This window comes from Streptomyces sp. ALB3 (assembly GCF_044385685.1).
Lineage (GTDB): Bacteria > Actinomycetota > Actinomycetes > Streptomycetales > Streptomycetaceae > Streptomyces.
Genome location: NZ_JBISCE010000037.1, coordinates 379,370 through 396,176, shown reverse-complemented (window position 1 = coordinate 396,176; position 16,807 = coordinate 379,370). Strand labels below are relative to the sequence as shown.

Annotated in this window: 17 protein-coding genes; 8 read left to right on the top strand and 9 right to left on the bottom strand. The window is 72.0% G+C overall.

From position 1 onward, the window contains the following. Window positions 1–139: 139 nt before the first annotated feature. Both ACHFIV_RS23835 and ACHFIV_RS23830 read right to left on the bottom strand, forming a co-directional pair. Complete coding sequence (locus ACHFIV_RS23835; protein WP_398972542.1) at window positions 140–1,666, bottom strand: DUF1996 domain-containing protein; 1,527 nt, start codon at window positions 1,664–1,666, stop codon at window positions 140–142. A gap of 99 nt (window positions 1,667–1,765) precedes the next feature. Further along, a complete protein-coding gene (locus tag ACHFIV_RS23830; protein WP_398972539.1) occupies window positions 1,766–2,311 on the bottom strand; it encodes a carboxymuconolactone decarboxylase family protein in 546 nt (181 codons plus the stop codon). A 69-nt stretch (window positions 2,312–2,380) separates the two neighbouring features. Here ACHFIV_RS23830 and ACHFIV_RS23825 point away from each other — a divergent pair, with 69 nt between their 5' ends. Further along, window positions 2,381–2,863, top strand: coding sequence for a MarR family winged helix-turn-helix transcriptional regulator (locus ACHFIV_RS23825; RefSeq protein WP_398972536.1), 483 nt, complete (start codon window positions 2,381–2,383; stop codon window positions 2,861–2,863). Between the two features lie 20 nt (window positions 2,864–2,883). Here ACHFIV_RS23825 and ACHFIV_RS23820 read toward each other — a convergent pair whose 3' ends face one another. The 4 genes from ACHFIV_RS23820 to glnII all read right to left on the bottom strand — a co-directional run bounded on the left by ACHFIV_RS23820 (window position 2,884) and on the right by glnII (window position 7,047). Beyond that, a complete protein-coding gene (locus ACHFIV_RS23820) occupies window positions 2,884–3,531 on the bottom strand; it encodes a LuxR C-terminal-related transcriptional regulator (protein ID WP_398972533.1) in 648 nt (215 codons plus the stop codon). Beyond that, window positions 3,516–4,784: a sensor histidine kinase gene (locus tag ACHFIV_RS23815; RefSeq protein ID WP_398972531.1), complete on the bottom strand. Its 1,269-nt coding sequence runs from the start codon at window positions 4,782–4,784 to the stop codon at window positions 3,516–3,518. Before ACHFIV_RS23815 ends, ACHFIV_RS23820 begins: the two co-directional genes overlap by 16 nt. Before the next feature lie 180 nt (window positions 4,785–4,964). Next, on the bottom strand, window positions 4,965–5,594 hold the full coding sequence (locus tag ACHFIV_RS23810; protein WP_398972529.1) for a winged helix-turn-helix domain-containing protein: 630 nt from the start codon (window positions 5,592–5,594) through the stop codon (window positions 4,965–4,967). 418 nt (window positions 5,595–6,012) lie between these two features. Continuing rightward, the gene (glnII, locus tag ACHFIV_RS23805; RefSeq protein WP_398972526.1) at window positions 6,013–7,047 is read right to left on the bottom strand and encodes a glutamine synthetase; all 1,035 of its coding nucleotides are present in this window, start codon (window positions 7,045–7,047) and stop codon (window positions 6,013–6,015) included. 347 nt (window positions 7,048–7,394) lie between these two features. On the opposite strand from glnII, the gene ACHFIV_RS23800 reads away from it, so the two are divergent. Next, a complete protein-coding gene (locus tag ACHFIV_RS23800; RefSeq protein WP_398972524.1) occupies window positions 7,395–8,318 on the top strand; it encodes a Gfo/Idh/MocA family protein in 924 nt (307 codons plus the stop codon). A gap of 98 nt (window positions 8,319–8,416) precedes the next feature. Here ACHFIV_RS23800 and ACHFIV_RS23795 read toward each other — a convergent pair whose 3' ends face one another. Then, window positions 8,417–8,884 (bottom strand): MarR family transcriptional regulator, encoded by a 468-nt coding sequence (locus ACHFIV_RS23795; RefSeq protein WP_398972521.1) that lies wholly within the window; start codon window positions 8,882–8,884, stop codon window positions 8,417–8,419. 50 nt (window positions 8,885–8,934) lie between these two features. On the opposite strand from ACHFIV_RS23795, the gene ACHFIV_RS23790 reads away from it, so the two are divergent. Then, window positions 8,935–9,864, top strand: a complete 930-nt coding sequence (locus tag ACHFIV_RS23790; RefSeq protein ID WP_398972518.1) for an alpha/beta fold hydrolase — start codon at window positions 8,935–8,937, stop codon at window positions 9,862–9,864. Here ACHFIV_RS23790 and ACHFIV_RS23785 read toward each other — a convergent pair. Next, window positions 9,794–10,153 carry an arsenate reductase family protein gene (locus ACHFIV_RS23785; RefSeq protein ID WP_398972516.1) on the bottom strand — a complete coding sequence of 120 codons (360 nt, stop codon included), beginning with the start codon at window positions 10,151–10,153 and terminating at the stop codon, window positions 9,794–9,796. The genes ACHFIV_RS23790 and ACHFIV_RS23785 overlap by 71 nt on opposite strands. Before the next feature lie 119 nt (window positions 10,154–10,272). On the opposite strand from ACHFIV_RS23785, the gene ACHFIV_RS23780 reads away from it, so the two are divergent. The 5 genes from ACHFIV_RS23780 to ACHFIV_RS23760 all read left to right on the top strand — a co-directional run bounded on the left by ACHFIV_RS23780 (window position 10,273) and on the right by ACHFIV_RS23760 (window position 15,269). Next, window positions 10,273–10,542 (top strand): hypothetical protein, encoded by a 270-nt coding sequence (locus ACHFIV_RS23780; RefSeq protein ID WP_398972514.1) that lies wholly within the window; start codon window positions 10,273–10,275, stop codon window positions 10,540–10,542. A gap of 84 nt (window positions 10,543–10,626) precedes the next feature. Continuing rightward, on the top strand, window positions 10,627–11,433 hold the full coding sequence (locus tag ACHFIV_RS23775) for a hypothetical protein (RefSeq protein ID WP_398972511.1): 807 nt from the start codon (window positions 10,627–10,629) through the stop codon (window positions 11,431–11,433). Window positions 11,434–11,574: 141 nt separating this feature from the next. Then, a complete protein-coding gene (locus ACHFIV_RS23770) occupies window positions 11,575–12,444 on the top strand; it encodes a HalD/BesD family halogenase (protein ID WP_398972509.1) in 870 nt (289 codons plus the stop codon). 124 nt (window positions 12,445–12,568) lie between these two features. Further along, window positions 12,569–13,375 (top strand): class I SAM-dependent methyltransferase, encoded by an 807-nt coding sequence (locus ACHFIV_RS23765; RefSeq protein ID WP_398972506.1) that lies wholly within the window; start codon window positions 12,569–12,571, stop codon window positions 13,373–13,375. Window positions 13,376–13,457: 82 nt separating this feature from the next. Continuing rightward, window positions 13,458–15,269, top strand: a complete 1,812-nt coding sequence (locus ACHFIV_RS23760; RefSeq protein WP_398972503.1) for a choline/carnitine O-acyltransferase — start codon at window positions 13,458–13,460, stop codon at window positions 15,267–15,269. Between the two features lie 88 nt (window positions 15,270–15,357). Here the strand turns inward: ACHFIV_RS23760 and glnA are convergent, their stop codons facing one another. Next, window positions 15,358–16,767 carry a type I glutamate--ammonia ligase gene (gene glnA, locus ACHFIV_RS23755; RefSeq protein WP_398972501.1) on the bottom strand — a complete coding sequence of 470 codons (1,410 nt, stop codon included), beginning with the start codon at window positions 16,765–16,767 and terminating at the stop codon, window positions 15,358–15,360. Window positions 16,768–16,807 lie beyond the last annotated feature (40 nt).

Sequence of the window (16,807 nt, the reverse complement as noted above, 5' to 3'; positions counted from 1 at the left end):
GGCTCGGGGGGACCGTGGAGACCGCCTCGCCGCACCACTCGGGGAGTGGCGGTGGGGGGAGCGAGGAAGGGCACTCCGGTCACACCGGGAGCTGACCGCGCAGGCAGGAGGGGCGGCGACCGCCGCCGTCGTCGCCGCGTCAGCGGCACTTGCGTCCGCCGTTGATGCAGCTCACCACCTTCTTCATCAGCTTGTCGTCGAAGACGTTGATGAAGTCGCCGTGGTCGGTGACCGGCTTGTGCAGCTGCTCGGGGAACGAGTCGACCGCGAAGCCGGGGCCCGGCGGGACGTCGTACACGATGCGCTGGACCAGCTGCGGGATGGCCCGGAAACCGTCCGGGCACCGCCCGTCGTCCTGGGCGAACGCCACGTGGGTGCGGTGGTTGGCGCTGTCGGTGTTGCGCCCGTCCCAGCAGCTCTGGAAGGCGAACGACCGCACCACCTGGCTGCCTTCCGGACAGATGGGGTACTTGTCCTCCAGCTGCCGGTCCTCGAAGCCGGTGCAGCTCCAGGAGGCGTTGGCGTTGGCGTCGCCGTTGGTGAAGGCCTTGGCGTCCCCGGTGATGATCCGCAGGAAGCGCGGCATGGCCGTGACCTTCCCGGCGGGGGAGCCGACGAACCTCAGCGTGACCTGGGACGGGGTCTGGATCTCCCCGGTGTTCTGGTCCCTGCCGCCGCCGTCCGCGTCCACGTCGTTCTCGTCCTGGCCGTTCTGCAGGCGCAGCACCGGCCAGTAGTACGTCGACCTGTCGCCCTGGTTCCGGCAGGTCGTCGCGCCGCCGGCCAGGTCGTCGTCGCCGGAGAAGGCGTCGGTGGCCTGGTTGCCGACGTAGTCGTGCATGTGATGGGCGCCGTTGCTCACGCCGGGGGCGGCGATGACGTTGTCCGGGTTGAACTTGCCGTTCTCGTTACGGCCGCAGTCGGTGGTGAACGTGCCCCGGGACGCGCCCCGCCGGTTGCGGGGCCGGTCGGCGTCCGGCCGGACGGACTGGATCTCGACGAAGTCGGACGCCTCCGGACCGTTGCCCTGCTGCTCCTGGCCGTCCTCTCCCTGCTCTCCCTCCCCCTGCTCGTCTCCTTCCTGCCCGCCTTCTCCCTGACCGCCGTCCTGCCCCTGGTCCGCGCCCTCGCCGGGGTCCTGACCGCCGTCACCGGCATCGCCGCCCCGGTCGCCGCCGGTGCCGTCCTCGTCGTCGGCGCGCAGACTGCATCCGGCCAGCCCCTCCAGGCCTTGCGGCCGCTCGCCCCCGGCCCGCTCGACGGCGGTCCCGATCCGGTCGAGGCTGGCCGCCCGCTTGCTCTTCAGCGGGCCGAGCACAGCGTTCTCGGCCAGAGCCGGGTCCCGGGCGATCTGCTCCTTGCGGTCCGCGAACTGCCGGTAGGCGTCGGTGATCTGCGTGTCCATGGCGGCCAGTTCACGGTCGGCCTCCGGCCGTGCCCCCTCCGGGACGCCGGGGAGGGAGATCCCCGCGTCGGGGCAGTCGATGGTGGACATCTGGCGGGCCGCGTCCAGGGGCCGGCCGGAAGGCGAACCGGGCGCGCCCTCACCCGCACTCGCGTAGACGTTGACGGCGACCAGCCCACCTCCACCCAGGATCAGCGCGGCCGAGGCGGCGATCGCCCGGTTGGCGAGCGTCGAACGTTTCTTGCGCGATGTGCGTCCCATGGAACTCCTCCGCTTCGGTGCTTCGGGTCAGAAGCGTGACGTCCCATACGGACCGGCGGCCCCGCGCGTTCAGCACGCCGCGGAAATCGTGCGGGCGCGTCACACCGGCAAGGCGTCCACAGGCGCTCCCGTCATCCGGTTGGCCAGCGTCGAGACGGTGTAGGTGCCGATGCCGAGAACGACCTCCAGGGCGTTGCGCGAGGTGTAGCCCAGTGCCAGGAACTCCTCGAGGACGCGGTCCTCGACCGCCCCGGCCGCATCCAGCGCCGCGAGGGTGAACCGCCGTACGCCGTCGAGCCGTTCGTCCGGCAAGGGGCACCCCCCGGGTGTGCGCAGAGCCGTGACGAGCTCCGGTGCGGCGCCGAGGGACACCAGTCGCGCCGTGTGCATCTCCACGCACACGTGGCAGTCGTTGCGGGTGGCCATCGTCATGATGACGACCTCACGGGACAGCGGATCCAGGGTGCTCGACTCGAAGGCCGCGCTCGCCTGGAGGAAACCGTTGAGCGTCTCGGGCGAAGCGGCGAGCCGGGCGACGGCGGACGGGACGCGGCCTCCCCGCTTCCGGGCCACGGCCTCCATGGCGCGACGGGCCGCGGGCGGCGCGGAGTCGGGGGTGTGGTCGGGGAAGTGGGTACCGGGCATGGCTGTCTCCTCGCGGTAAACTCGACAACGTGATTGTCGAAAAGGTAAACCAGGTTGTCGAGGTACGCAATGGCTGAGCGAAGGAGGGGAGGCCAAGAGCCCGGCTTCGAGCTGCCCCTGCTGCTGTTCGCGGGATTCCGGTCGATCATCGACGCGCTGCACCGCGACCTGGCCGCCCAGGGCCACCAGGACCTGCGCCCGGCCTACGGCTTCGCGCTTCAGGCGGTCGGCCGCGAGGGCGCGAGCGCCAGCGAGATCGGCCGGCGGCTGGGGGTGTCCAAGCAGGCGGCCGGGAAGACGGTCGACAAGCTGGAGGGTCTCGGCTACGTGGAGCGGGTCGACGACCCCGAGGACGGCCGGCGCAGACTGGTCAGGCTCACCGCGCGCGGCACGGACGTGCTGGTCAGGTCCGCCGAGGGCTTCGACCGGCTCCGCGCGGAGTGGGTCGGGGTGCTCGGCGCGGAGCGGGTCGGTGCCCTGGAGGCGGACCTGCGCAGGATGGCGCCCGCGGGCGCCTTCCGGCTGGACGCCGAACGGTGGTTCGCGGGCTGAGGTGCGCCGGGCGGCGGCGGTCAGCCCCGGTCGAGGTAGGCGAGGACCGCGAGCACGCGGCGGTTGTCGTCGTCCGACACGGGGAGGCCGAGTTTGCCGAAGATGTTCGAGGTGTGCTTGGCCACCGCCCGCTCCGTGACCACCATCTGCGACGCGATCGCCCCGTTGGAACGGCCCTGCGCCATCAGCTCCATGACCTCACGCTCGCGGGGTGTCAGGCCTCCCATCGGCGCGTCCGCCGAGCGACGGGACAGCAGTTGCGAGATGACCTGCGGGTCCATCGCCGTACCGCCGGCGGCGACCCGGCGTACCGCGTCGATGAACTGGTCGGCGTCGAACACCCGGTCCTTCAGCAGGTACCCGATACCGCCGTTGCCGTCGGCCAGCAGCTCCCGGGCGTACAACTGCTCCACGTGCTGCGACAGGACGAGCACCGGCAGCCCTGGACGCTCGCGGCGCGCCGCGAGCGCGCACTGCAGGCCCTCGTCCGTGTGGGACGGCGGGAGCCGGACGTCGACGACGGCGACGTCCGGCTTCAGCTCGGCCAGCGCCCTGGTCAGTTCCGGTCCGGACTCGACAGCCGCCGCGATCTCGAAGTCGTAGGCTTCGAGCATCCGCACGAGACCGTCGCGGAGCAGGAAGAGGTCTTCGGCTAGGACAACGCGCAAGGGATCTCCATGGTCACCATGGTGGGACCGCCGGCGGGGCTGCTGACGGCCAGGACGCCGTCGAATGTACCCAGCCGGCGTTCGATGCCGCTCAGCCCCGAGCCGTTCCCGGGCGCGGCACCGCCCTTGCCGTTGTCCGTGACGGAGATGCGCAGCATGCCCCCGGCGTGGTGCACGTCCACCCACACGCGGTCGGCGTCCGCGTGCTTCACCGCGTTCGTCAGGGCCTCACTGACGGCGAAGTACGCCGCCGACTCCACCGGCGCCTCGGCACGGCCCGACAGATCCACGGTCACGTCCGACGCGACCGGCATCCGCAGCGCCAGCGCCTTCACCGCGTCCCCCAGCCCGCGTTCGGCGAGCACCGGCGGGTGAATGCCCCGTACGAGGTCACGCAGCTCGGTCAGCGCCTCCGCGGAGGACGTGCGGGCCGTCGCCAGCAGCTTCTTCGCCTGCGCCGGGTCCTTCTCCATGAGCGCCTCGACGGTGCCGAGGTGCATGCCCATGGCCACCAGCCGGGCCTGCGCCCCGTCGTGCAGGTCCCGCTCGATGCGCCGCAGCTCGGAAGCCGCCGTGTCCACGGCCTCATGACGGGTCTCGGTGAGCCGGTCGATGCGCTGCGCGAGCTCCTCCTGGGACGGCGCCAGCGCCGACCGGGCGAGCGTGAAGTGCAGCCGCAGCAGGGGCCGGCTCGCCCACAGCCCGACGACCAGGACCGCGAGGCCGAGCGCCGCGGCCGCCAGACCCGTCATCTGGCTGCTGACGGGCACGAAGCCGTACCAGTACGTGCTGTCCTCGAACACCCGCCACAGCCCGGCCGCCAGGACCAGCCCCTCCACGGGATAGACCAGCAGCGCGAAGGCGAACACGAGCACCACGTAACCCGCCGTCATGTCGAGCACGAGCCACCGCAGGTCCCGCCAGGTGGCCGGGTCCTTCAGCAGCAGCACGGTGCGTTCGGCCTGTCCGGGGAACCCGGTGCGCACATCCCCGGGGAACGGCCGGTAAGCGGCCGGTATGCGCACGCCCGACCAGCTCGCAGCGAGCCTTCTGCGCTGATCGGCGTGCTTGCGCACGGCTTCCATGATCCGGGGCGTGGTGACCAGCCCGACGCCGAGCACGACGAGGACGATCGAGAGGACCGACAGGACGAAGAGGGTGACCGAGCCCGCGAGGCTCGCGAAGGAGAGGACGAACGCCCGCCCGCCCGCCAGCATCGCGGCCCGTACCCGGGACTGCGCCGGTTCCGTCATGTGTTCTCTCCCCTCACATGGACCCCCGTCGGATCCCGTTCGGCACCCAGTCTCTCCTCCGCGCGCGGGACACCGTCAGCCGTCCCGCCACCCGGTGGGGGGTGTACCTGGCACCACCCCGGGAACGGCGGGAGGCCCCGGGACCGGTCCCGGGGCCTCCCGTACGGGCGGTGGATGCGATCAGGGCGCGTACTTGTAGCCCACGCGCCGCACGGTCTGGATCGACCGGCGGTGCTCGGCGCCCAGCTTGCGGCGCAGCCGGGCCACGTGGACGTCCACGGTGCGCCCGTCACCCACATGCCCGTAGCCCCAGACCGTCGTCACCAGCTGATCGCGGGTGTGCACCCGGTGCGGATGTGCCACCAGGTGTGCCAGCAGCTCGAATTCGAGGTACGTGAGATCGAGGGTGGCACCGTCCACGGCGGCGGTGCGCCGCGTGGAGTCGATCCGTACGGGCCCGTCCGCCGGAGCGTCGGCCGACGGGGCCGGAGCGGCCTCCCGGTACGCGCCCGAGGCCACGGCCCCGGCCAGAGCCGACTGCTGGTCGGCGGGCACGAGCACCAGGTAGCCGACCATCGGCGGCCGGCCCGGCAGGGCCGGCAGCGTGTGGCTGGGCGCGGGCAGCCAGGTGGCACCCGGCGGCAGGAAACCGGCCACGTCGGCGAACTCGGCGACCTCGTCACGGTCGACGGCACGCAGCCGGTGGCGGTTGGGGGACAGGGTGTTGCGGGCGGTGGTGGTGGCCGCAGCGGACACCGCGGACGCCGTGGTGGCGGCGGACGCGGCGGAGAAGGTACGGGTGTTCGCCATGAGGGTCAGCTCTTTCGCGCGAGGAGTCGTCGAGGACGTACGTCGTACGCGCGGGCCGAAGGCCGGGGTGAGGCGGCTTTAGAGGGCCTGCGCGTTCCACGCGCGGCAACACACCCGGTCGAAGTCATGGTGCTGACGGGAGGGCCAGAACGGCTCGAGGTCGCTGCGACCCGACGCGGTGTGCTGGAAGCTGGCCATGCCCCCATTGAAGCAGAGTTCGGCGCCGCGCAGCAGGGCTCTCTCACCCGTCGGTACGGACCGCTGTGTCAGGTTCCTCACCATCCCCTCCCGCACCGCCCGTTCCCGCCCCGCTCACCCGTGCTCCCGGGCCTCCCGGGCCTTCCGGTCCTGACGAAGGCCGGGCACGCCGAAGGGGCGCCCGCACGGCGGGCGCCCCTTCGTACGGTCAGGAGGGCGTTCAGACCTGGCCGGCCTTCTCCAGCGCGGCGCAGCAGGTGTCCACGATCAGCCGCGTGACCACGTACGGGTCGACGTTGGCGTTCGGGCGACGGTCCTCGATGTAGCCCTTCTGGTCCTGCTCGACCTGCCACGGGATGCGGACCGAGGCACCGCGGTTCGAGACGCCGTAGCTGTACTCGTTCCACGGGGCGGTCTCGTGCAGACCGGTCAGACGATCGTCGATGCCCGCGCCGTAGTTCTTGACGTGGTCCATCGGCTTCGAACCCTCACCGAGCGACTCGCACGCGGTGATGATCGCCTCGTAGCCCTCGCGCATCGCCTTGGTGGAGAAGTTGGTGTGCGCGCCCGCGCCGTTCCAGTCGCCCTTGACCGGCTTCGGGTCGAGCGTCGCGGAGACGTCGAAGTCCTCGGCGGTGCGGTACAGGAGCCAGCGGGCCACCCACAGGTGGTCGGAGACCTCCAGCGGGGAGACCGGGCCGACCTGGAACTCCCACTGGCCGGGCATGACCTCGGCGTTGATGCCGGAGATGGCGAGGCCCGCCTTCAGGCAGTTGTCCAGGTGCTTCTCGACGATGTCGCGGCCGAAGATCTCGTCGGAGCCCACGCCGCAGTAGTAGCCGCCCTGCGCGGCCGGGAAGCCGCCCTCGGGGAAGCCGAGCGGACGGTGACCGTCGAAGAAGGTGTACTCCTGCTCGATGCCGAAGATCGGCTCCTGGGCCCCGAACTGCTCGGCGACGGGACGCAGCGCGGCTCGGGTGTTGGACTCGTGCGGCGTCATGTCGATGTTGAAGACCTCGCACAGGACGAGGATGTCGTCACCGCCGCGGATGGGGTCCGGACACGCGAAGACCGGCTTCAGCACCCGGTCGGAGGCGTGGCCCTCGGCCTGGTTGGTGCTCGAACCGTCGAAGCCCCAGATGGGCAGGTCCGCCACGCCCCGCGCGGCGCCTCCGGTCATGATCTTCGTCTTGGAACGAAGCTTCGCGGTCGGCTCGGTGCCGTCGATCCAGATGTACTCAGCCTTGAACGTCACGGACGCCATCCTTTGCGGGTGCTGCGGTCTATGGTGCGCAGCTTGGCAAGGTGCGATTTCCCGACCGTTGCCCGAATGTGAACCCCGTGTTACCGAGGTTTCCCGCAGGTGCCGGATGGCTGGCCCGCACCGCCCGCAGGCGTCTCAGCAAGCGGCGAACCGGATGCGGTCCGCCCCGGACCGGACTGGATACAGCGCCGGGCGCCCGTCGCCCCGGTCGATCGCGGAGGGAGGGCCGGAGCCTCCTCGGGCACCCTTGCCCGCCACCCGGTGCCACGGGCCCGCCTCACCGGGCGGAGCACGGAACCGACTCCACCCCCGTGAGCCCGCCCGGGCAGACTGGCGTCATGACCTCACACGCTGCTTCCGCCGGTCCGCTGAGGGTCGGCCTCGTCGGGGCGGGCCCCTGGGCGCGCCTGACCCACGCCCCCGCCCTCTCCGCGCATCCCGGTGCCGTACTGACCGGCGTATGGGGCCGTCGCCCGGAGGCGGCGGACGCGCTCGCCGCCGCCCACGGCACCCAGGCCCACACGGGCGAGGCGGGCATCGACGCGCTCCTGGCCACCAGCGACGCGGTGGCCTTCGCCGTACCGCCGGACATCCAGGCGCCCCTCGCCGCCCGGGCCGCCGACGCCGGATGCCACCTCCTGCTGGACAAGCCGGTCGCCACCTCCGTGGCGGGTGCGCGCGAGGTCGCCGACGCGGCCGGACGGGCCGGCGTCGCCTCCGTGGTCTTCTGCACGCTGCGGTTCGCCGAGGGCACCGCCGGGTGGATCACCGAGCAGGCCGCGGCGGGAGGCTGGTTCACGGCGCGCGCCCTCTGGATGGGCGCGCTGTTCGCCCCGGGTTCGGAGAGCGAGTTCGCCGCTTCGCCCTGGCGCCGCGAGAAGGGCGGCCTGTGGGACGTGGGTCCGCACGCCCTCTCGGTCCTCATCCCGGTCCTGGGCGACGTGACGGAGGTGGTCGCGGCCCGCGGTCCGGCCGACGCCGCACACCTGCTGCTGCGCCACGGTTCCGGCGCGTCGAGCACCGTGACGCTCGCCCTGGACGCGCCGCTGGCCGCCGTCGGCACCGAGGTCGAGTTCCGGGGCGAGCGGGGAGTGTCGGCACTGCCTCCGGGGGGCGGCGACGCCCTCGGCGCGTTCCGGGCGGCCGTGGACGCCCTGTCCGAGGCCGCGCGCACGGGGGTGGCGCACCCCTGCGACGTACGGTTCGGGCTGCGGATCACCGAGGTCCTCGCGCAGGCGGAGGCGGCGCTGGGACGACACTGAACCGCCCCGGCGGTGCCGGGCGCCGGGGTCTGCCATGACCCCGGCGGTGCCGGGCGCCCTACCGCGCGGCGAGCGCGGTGTGCGCCTCCTGGAGGAAGCTACCGCTCGGCGAGCGCGGCGTGCGCCTCCAGGAGGAAGCGCCTGACGGCCGCGGCCTCCCGGTCGTCGAACGTGCGCAGCAGATCGGCCATCCGGGCCAGGGGAGGGCCGAAGAACTCCTGCCCCCGCTCCACCATCCGCGCGTCGACCGCGAGCAGCACGCGGCGGCGGTCGCGGGCGTCCCGGGTGCGGGTGATGTGGCCGAGGCGCTCCAGCCGGTCGATGAGCGCGGTCGTCCCGGCGGAGTTGAGCCCCAGCTGCGCTCCGAGCCACCCGGCGGTCGCCGGCGTCCCCGAGCGGCTCGCGTCGAGCAGGCAGACCAAGGCGCGTACGTCGGTGGGGTGCATCCCGTTCCGGGTGGCGAACTCGCCCTGCCGCAGCCCGAATTCGACCGCGACGCGGCGCAGCAGGTGAACCGTGGCCATCTCGGGTCCGTCCGGACCGCCCATTCCCTCTTCCTCGGTCATACGCCTAGTTTATCTCGCTCAGCGAGATAAACTGGTCCCAGGAGGCACCGATGACGCACGCACCCCGCACCGCACCACCGGAGTTCCTCGCCGCCTACGACGAGGTCCTGGCCGCCCACTGGCCCACCGGTGCGGCCTCGTCCGTGGTCCCCACCCCGTACGGCGGGACACACGTCAACAGCTACGGACCCGAGGGCGCGCCCCCCGTGGTCCTCCTGCCCGGGGGCGGCGGCGCCACCTCCACCGTGTGGTCCGCGCAGGCGGCCCGCCTCGGACGTACCCACCGGGTCCACGCGGTCGACCTCGTCGGCGAGCCGGGCCGCAGCACGACGGGGGAGCTCCCGCTCCGGACGGCAGCCGACCTCATGGGATGGCTCGACGCGCTGCTGGACGGGCTGCACACGGAACAGGCCGCCCTCTGCGGCCACTCCTACGGCGGCTGGATCGCCCTGCGATACGCCTTGCACGCGCCCCGGCGGGTGAGCCGGCTCGTCCTGCTGGACCCGACCCTGTGCTTCGCCGGCTTCCACCCCCGCTATCTGCTGCGCGCCCTGCCGATGCTGCTCCGGCCCACGGTCCGCCGCACCCGCGCCTTCCTGGCCTGGGAGACCGGAGGCGCCTCCTTCGGCCCCGCCCGGTCACGGCTGCGGGACGAGGCGGTGGGCTTCCCCTCCGCGCGCCCCGTCACCGGCCCGCGCCCCTCGCCGCAGGAGCTGCGCGGCATGGACGTGCCGACGCTCGTCCTGCTGGCCGGGGGCAGCCGGGCGCACGACGCGCGACGGGTCGCCGCCGCGGCAGGACGGCTGCTCCCCGACGTGAGGACGGCGACGGTCACGGACGCCACCCATCACTCGATGCCGCTGGGCAGCCCCGGGGCCGAGGAGATCAGCCGCCGCGTGGACGAGTTCCTCAGCGACCCAGTGCGTCCCGCACGGCCTCGTCGGTCCGGGCCACCACGGCCGAGCCGTCCTGCGCGGTGATGATCGGGCGCTGGATCAGCTTCGGGTGCTCCGCCAGAGCGGTGATCCACCGCTCCCGTGAGCCGGCGTCCCTCGCCCACCCCTCGACCCCGAGCTCCTTCGCCTCCGCCTCCTGGATCCGGGTGATGTCCCACGGCTCGAGCCCGAGCCGGCCGAGGACGTCGCGGATCTCCCCGGCCGACGGCACGTCCTCCAGGTAGCGGCGGACCGTGTAGTCGGCGCCCTCCGCGTCGAGCAGACTCACCGCGCTGCGGCACTTGGAACAAGCGGGATTGATCCAGATCTCCATGGGGCCCAGGGTACGCGAGGGACCTCCGAAAGTGCCTCTGGCCAGGGGGGATTGTCAGTGGGGGGCAGTAGAATGAAGGGAGTTCGTGAGGGTTCCACCACCCTGCCAGGAGGTTGCCGATGGCCGTCGCCACAGTCACGACCGAGCCGCTCCACAAGCCGCTGCGCAAGAAGCCGCTGCCCGCGGGCCGGCCCCGCGAGTGGTACGTCTCCCACAACCGCCGCCTCAAGGCCATGCGCCTGGCGATAGCCCTGCTCGACACCGGGGTGTACCAGCCGTCGAGCGCCGACAACTCCCGTATCCGCGCGGTGGCGGACCGGCTCGCCATCCACCCGCCGTCCGACACCACCTGCCGCATGGTCCGAGCCCTGATCCGTCACGGCCGCTGACCCGGCCCGTCCGCGCCCCCGTCAGGAGCCGGGGGCGCGGGCACCTCGTCCCGCCGTGGGGGGACGGGTGCGAGACTGCACGGCATGTCCCTCGCCGACCTGACCCTCGCCCGCTGGCGTGCCATGGACACGGCCGCCGCCACGCGCCGTGCGGACGAGGCCGCCCGCCTGACCGGCGGCCGGCTCGTCGGACTCGACACGCACCCGCGCCCCGACGGGGTGCGGCACCGTGCGGTGATCGAGCGGGACGGCGAGCGCTACGCGCTGATTCCCGGCGGCGAGGTGACCGTCGGCTTCGACGTGGACGCCTGGCAGCCGCCTCCCGGGCAACTCGCCTCCTACCGTGAGGAGAGCCTCGCGGGAGGCTTCGGCTTCGATCCCGACCCGCGTGCGTATCTCGCCCGGGTGATGACCCCGCCGCGCACGGCCGTCCTGCCCGCCGTGCTGATGGCGGTCGAGCCCCGGAGGCTTCCCGAACTGCCCGTGGCCACACCGTCGTTGCTCGCCGGCCAGGGCGTGCGGCTGCCCCGCCCGGACGAGTGGGAGCACGCCTGCGGGGCCGGTGCGCGGACGCTGTTCCGCTGGGGGGACACCTTCCCGGCGGACGCGTCCCCCTACGGCTGCGGGAAGGGCCCGCACCACTCGCCGAACGCCTTCGGCCTGCACATCGCCTTCGACGTCTACGACAGCGCCGAGATGACCTCGGACCCCGCTTCCGTGTACGGCGGCGACGGGGGAGAGGCGGTCTGCGGGGGATACGGCACGCTGCTCGAATGGCTGCCGCTGGCCACTGCCAACCGCAATCCGTCCACCGCCGAGTTCCTCCACGGACCCGAGGGCGAGGACACGTTCGGGGACTTCAACGCGCGCCCCGTCATCGACCTGGACTGACGGACACGGCCGGAAAGGGCCCCTGGCCACCGCCCGAGCGGTCGGGAAGTGTGACGTGTCACAGACAACACAGCGGGGCTGTGGGAACTTCAGCCCTGTTACTCGTCAGTTGAGTCATCGACGTGCGCGTGGAGAGGTCGGATGAGCACTCTGCAAGCCATCACGCTCGACCAGGTGGTGGACACGGACCGCTACCCCCTGTCGGACCCGGGAAGCAGCGAGGCCCGCGCCGTGATCACCCGGGCGAGGCACGAACTGGCCGACGCCGGCTGCACCGTACTGCCGGACTTCATCAGGCCGTCGCTCCACGAGGTCCTGCGGCAGGAGTGCGCCGCCCTCGCCCCGCAGGCGTACTTCGACGTCGAGACGGTCAACGTCTACAACATCGACGTGGACGCGGACCTGCCCGAGCACCATCCCGGCCGTCGCACCTTCGAGCGCGGCAACGCGTTCGTCGCCCGCGACCGCATCCCCGGCACCTCGCTCATCAGCAGGCTCTACTCCCACGAGTCGTTCCGGCGCCTCGTCGCCGACTGCTTCGGGCTGCCGCGCCTGTACCAGCTCGCCGATCCTCTCTCCGGGCTCGTGCTCAACGTCGTACAGCCGGGCATGGAACACCCCTGGCACTTCGACACCAACGAGTACACCGTCAGCATGCTGACGCAGGAGGCACAGGAGGGCGGTCACTTCGAGTACTGCCCGAACATCAGGTCCGCCGACGACGAGTGCTTCGACGCCGTCCGGGACGTCCTGGACGGGCGGGGCACCCGGCAGCCCGAGCGCCTGCCCCTGCGGCCGGGTGACCTGCAACTGTTCAAGGGACGCTACTCACTGCACCGGGTCAGCCCCGTCCGAGGCCGCCTCGCACGCCACAGCGCGATCTTCGCCTACAGCGAGCGCCCGGGGGTCATCGGGAGCGCGGCACGCACCCGGCAGCTCTTCGGACGCGTCCTGCCCGAGCACCTGGCCGCGGGGGGCCGAGCCGTACGGGGCGACCAGCTCCTGGACTGAGGTGCCCGCCGAGTCCCCGGCCCGTCACACCCTCCGGGCGTGCGAGGGGTCCCGGCGGACACCCCTCCAGGACCCCGGCGAACGGCCCAGGCACTGCCACGCGCCCCTACCGAGGAGAAGCCCCTTGCGTCTCGACGCGTCCGGAAAAGTCTCGCTGGACCACATCTACACCGCGCCCGACCCGCGCACGTACTTCCAGGTGCTCCGCCCGCTCGGCTACCGCGTCCCCCAACTGGCCAAACCGTACTTCGAGAAGACCGTCAAGGAGTACGGGGAGGCGGAGCAGGTGGCCGCCCCCCGCGTACTGGACATCGGCTGCTCGTACGGGATCAACGCCGCCCTGCTCAAGTACGACGCCACCATGGACGAGCTGTACGCGCGCTACGACGGCAGCGGCCCCGCGACCCGCGCGGGGCTGATCGAGCGCGACCGTCACCTCTCCCGCTCGCGCACCCCCGCGCACCCGCTGCGCTTCACCGGCCTGGACGCGTCGGCCCCCGCCCTGGCCTACGCCCGTGAGGCCGGGTTCCTCGACGACACCGTCAACGCCGATCTGGAGTCGCACGACCCCACACCCCGGCAGCGGGACCGGCTCGCCGGTACGGACGTGGTGATCTCCACGGGCTGTATCGGCTACGTCACCGAGCGCACCCTCACCCGCGTCGTCCGCGCACAGGACGGCCGCCTCCCCTGGATGGCGCACTTCGTGCTGCGGATGTTCCCCTTCGGCCGCGTCGAGGCGGCCCTGGAGGAGCTGGGTTACCGCACCACCCGGGTCGACGAGGTCTTCAGACAGCGGCGGTTCGCGGGCCCGCAGGAACAGCGGGGCGTACTGGACAGCCTGGCCGCGGCAGGCGTGGACGCGAGCGGCCTGGAGGAGGACGGCTGGCTCTACGCTCAGCTCTACCTCTCCAGGCCCCGGAACCGCTGAACCGCCCGTCCCAGCCGTCCCGACCGGCTTACCCGACTTACCCGACTCACCGACTCACCGACTCACCGAGAAGAGAGCCGCATTGAACGTCAGTCAGGAAGCAGCAGCCACGACGGTGTTCGCGCGTGAGGCCGGCCTTCCGCGCGTGCCGCTGCCCACGCTCGAGGCGAGCTGCGAGAGGTTCCTCGCCTGGTGCGCGCCACTGCTGACCCCCGAGGAGCGCGCGGCCACGGAGGCCGAGGTCACCGCCTTCCTGAGGCCCGGCGGCCCCGGCCGGACGCTGCACGAGGCGCTGGCGGAGTACGACGCGACGGAGGGAGTGCACAGCTGGCTCGACACCTTCTGGCCGTACCGCTATCTCGGCCGCCGGGACCGGATCGCGCTCAACGCCAACTTCTTCTTCCTCTTCCAGGACACCGGGCAGGGGCAGCTCGACCGGGCGGCCGGACTCGTCGCGGGGGCGCTGCACTACAAGCGGCAGCTCGACGAGGGGCTGATCGCGCCGGTGGAGCAGCGCGGCGTACCCCAGTCGATGGTGCAGAACACGTACCTCTTCTCCACGACCCGCATCCCCGGGGTACCGCTGGACACCGTCCGCGCCCCGTACAGCGAGCAGGCGCCCGGACCTTCCACGGCCCGGCACATCGTGGTGTTCTTCAGGGGCACCATGTACCGGCTGGACGTGATCGGCCCCGACGGCGTCCCGCACAGCCTCGACGAGATCGAGGCCGGGCTGCGCGCCGTCACCGAGGCCGACGTCCACACGGCCGAGGACGAGCGGGCCGGCCACCTCACCACTCTGGCGCGGGCGGAATGGGCGGCCACCCGTGCGTCCCTCGTCGACGGCCACCCCGGCAACGCCCGGACGCTGGACGACGTCGAGACGGCCCTCTTCTGCGTCTGCCTGGAGGACTTCGCGCCCGAGGACACCCAGGCCGCCTGCGACGAACTGCTGTACGGCGACCGCGGCAACCGCTGGTTCGACAAGGCCGTCTCCTTCGTCGTGTACGCGGACGGCCGGGCGGGCGTCAACGTCGAGCACTGCGAGCTCGACGGGACCACCATCCTCAGCTTCACCGACTCCCTGCTCGGCACCCCGCCGGAGGAGCACTCCCACCGGTCCGGGGCGCGCTCACAGGGCGAGCCGGTGCCGCGTCCCCTGACCTTCGAACTGGACGGGCCCCTGCGCTCCGGGGTGCGCTCCGCCGCGGAGGCGTTCGCCGCGTACGGCCGTGACACCGCCACCCGCACCGTGTCGTTCGACGACTTCGGCAGCACCGCGGCCAAGGCGCTCGGGGTGTCCCCGGATGCCTTCGTCCAGACCGCGTACCAACTGGCCCATCAGCGGGCCAAGGGCCGGCTGGGAGCCACGTACGAGTCGATCGCCACGCGCCAGTACCGCTACGGACGCACCGAGGCGATGCGCGTCGTCACCCCCGAGGCCGTCGCCTTCGTCGAGGCGATGGACGATCCCGCCGCCGGCCGGGGGACCCGCCGCGACGCCTTCCGGGCCGCCGCCCGGGCCCATGTGGCGCGGGCGAGGGAATGCCAGGCGGGCGAGGCCCCCGAGCAGCACCTCTGGGAGCTCGAACTGATCCAGCGCCGCCGCGGCGACGAACTCGGCGTGCGTGAACAGCCCGCCCTGTACCGCTCCCCTGGCTGGCTCACCATGCGGGACGACTACCTGAGCACGAGCTCGGCGCCGTCGGAGAACATCCAGTACTTCGGCTTCGGCTCCACGAGCAGCCGCTGCATCGGCGTCGCCTACGTCCTGCTGCCGGACCGCTTCAACCTCTACCTGAGCACCCCGCGCGCGGTGGCGGACCAGATGCACGCCTTCGCGGAACACCTCCGCGAGGCGGTGGCGGAACTGCGGGAGCTGCTGGCGGACTGACGCGCCCCGCCTGGCACGCCGAAGGGCCGCCGTATCCGCGGATACGGCGGCCCTTCGGCGTGCGGGGGAGTCACGCTCCCCGGACTGCCTAGAGGTCGAAGTACAGCTCGAACTCGTGCGGGTGCGGGCGCAGCTGGATCGGGGCGATCTCGTTGGTGCGCTTGTAGTCGATCCACGTCTCGATCAGGTCGGGCGTGAAGACGCCGCCGGCCTGGAGGTACTCGTGGTCGGCCTCGAGCGCGTCGAGGACCGCCGGGAGCGAGGTCGGGACCTGCTGGACGCCCGCGTGCTCCTCGGGGGCCAGCTCGTAGAGGTCCTTGTCGATCGGCTCCGGGGGCTCGATCTTGTTCTTGACGCCGTCCAGGCCGGCCATCAGCAGGGCCGAGAACGCCAGGTACGGGTTCGAGGACGGGTCCGGGGCGCGGAACTCGACGCGCTTCGCCTTCGGGTTGGAGCCCGTGATCGGGATGCGCATCGCGGCGGAGCGGTTGCGCTGCGAGTACACCATGTTGACCGGGGCCTCGAAGCCGGGGACCAGACGGTGGTAGGAGTTCACCGTCGGGTTGGTGAAGGCCAGCAGCGACGGGGCGTGCTTCAGGATGCCGCCGATGTAGTAGCGCGCCATGTCCGACAGGCCCGCGTAGCCCTGCTCGTCGTAGAAGAGCGGGGAGCCGCCCGACCACAGGGACTGGTGGACGTGCATGCCCGAGCCGTTGTCACCGAAGATCGGCTTCGGCATGAAGGTCGCGGTCTTGCCGTTGCGCCAGGCGACGTTCTTCACGATGTACTTGAAGAGCATCAGGTCGTCGGCCGCGGCGAGCAGCGTGTTGAACTTGTAGTTGATCTCGGCCTGGCCGGCGGTGCCGACCTCGTGGTGCTGGCGCTCGACCTGGAGGCCGTTCTTGTCCAGCTCCATGGAGATCTCGGCGCGCAGGTCGGCGAAGTGGTCGACCGGCGGGGTCGGGAAGTAGCCGCCCTTGTAGCGGACCTTGTACCCGCGGTTGTTCTCCACGGCGCCGGTGTTCCAGGCGCCGGCCTCGGAGTCGATGTGGTAGAAGCTCTCGTTCGCCGACGTCTGGAAGCGGACGTTGTCGAAGACGTAGAACTCGGCCTCCGGGCCGAAGTACGCGGTGTCGGCGATGCCGGTCGAGGCGAGGTACGCCTCGGCCTTCTTGGCCACGTTCCGCGGGTCACGGCTGTACTGCTCGCCGGTGATCGGGTCGTGGATGAAGAAGTTGATGTTCACGGTCTTGTCGCGGCGGAACGGGTCGACACGGGCCGTCGTGAGGTCCGCACGGAGCGCCATGTCGGACTCGTGGATGGCCTGGAAGCCGCGGATCGACGAGCCGTCGAAAGCCAGTTCCTCGGCCGGGTCGAAGGACGCCGCCGGGATCGTGAAGTGCTGCATCACACCCGGCAGGTCGCAGAACCGGACGTCGACGAACTTGACGTCGTTGTCGGCGATGTACTTCTGGACTTCGTCGGCGTTCTGGAACATCCAACTCCTCCTACTCCCGACCCGGGAAAGGGCGGGGTTG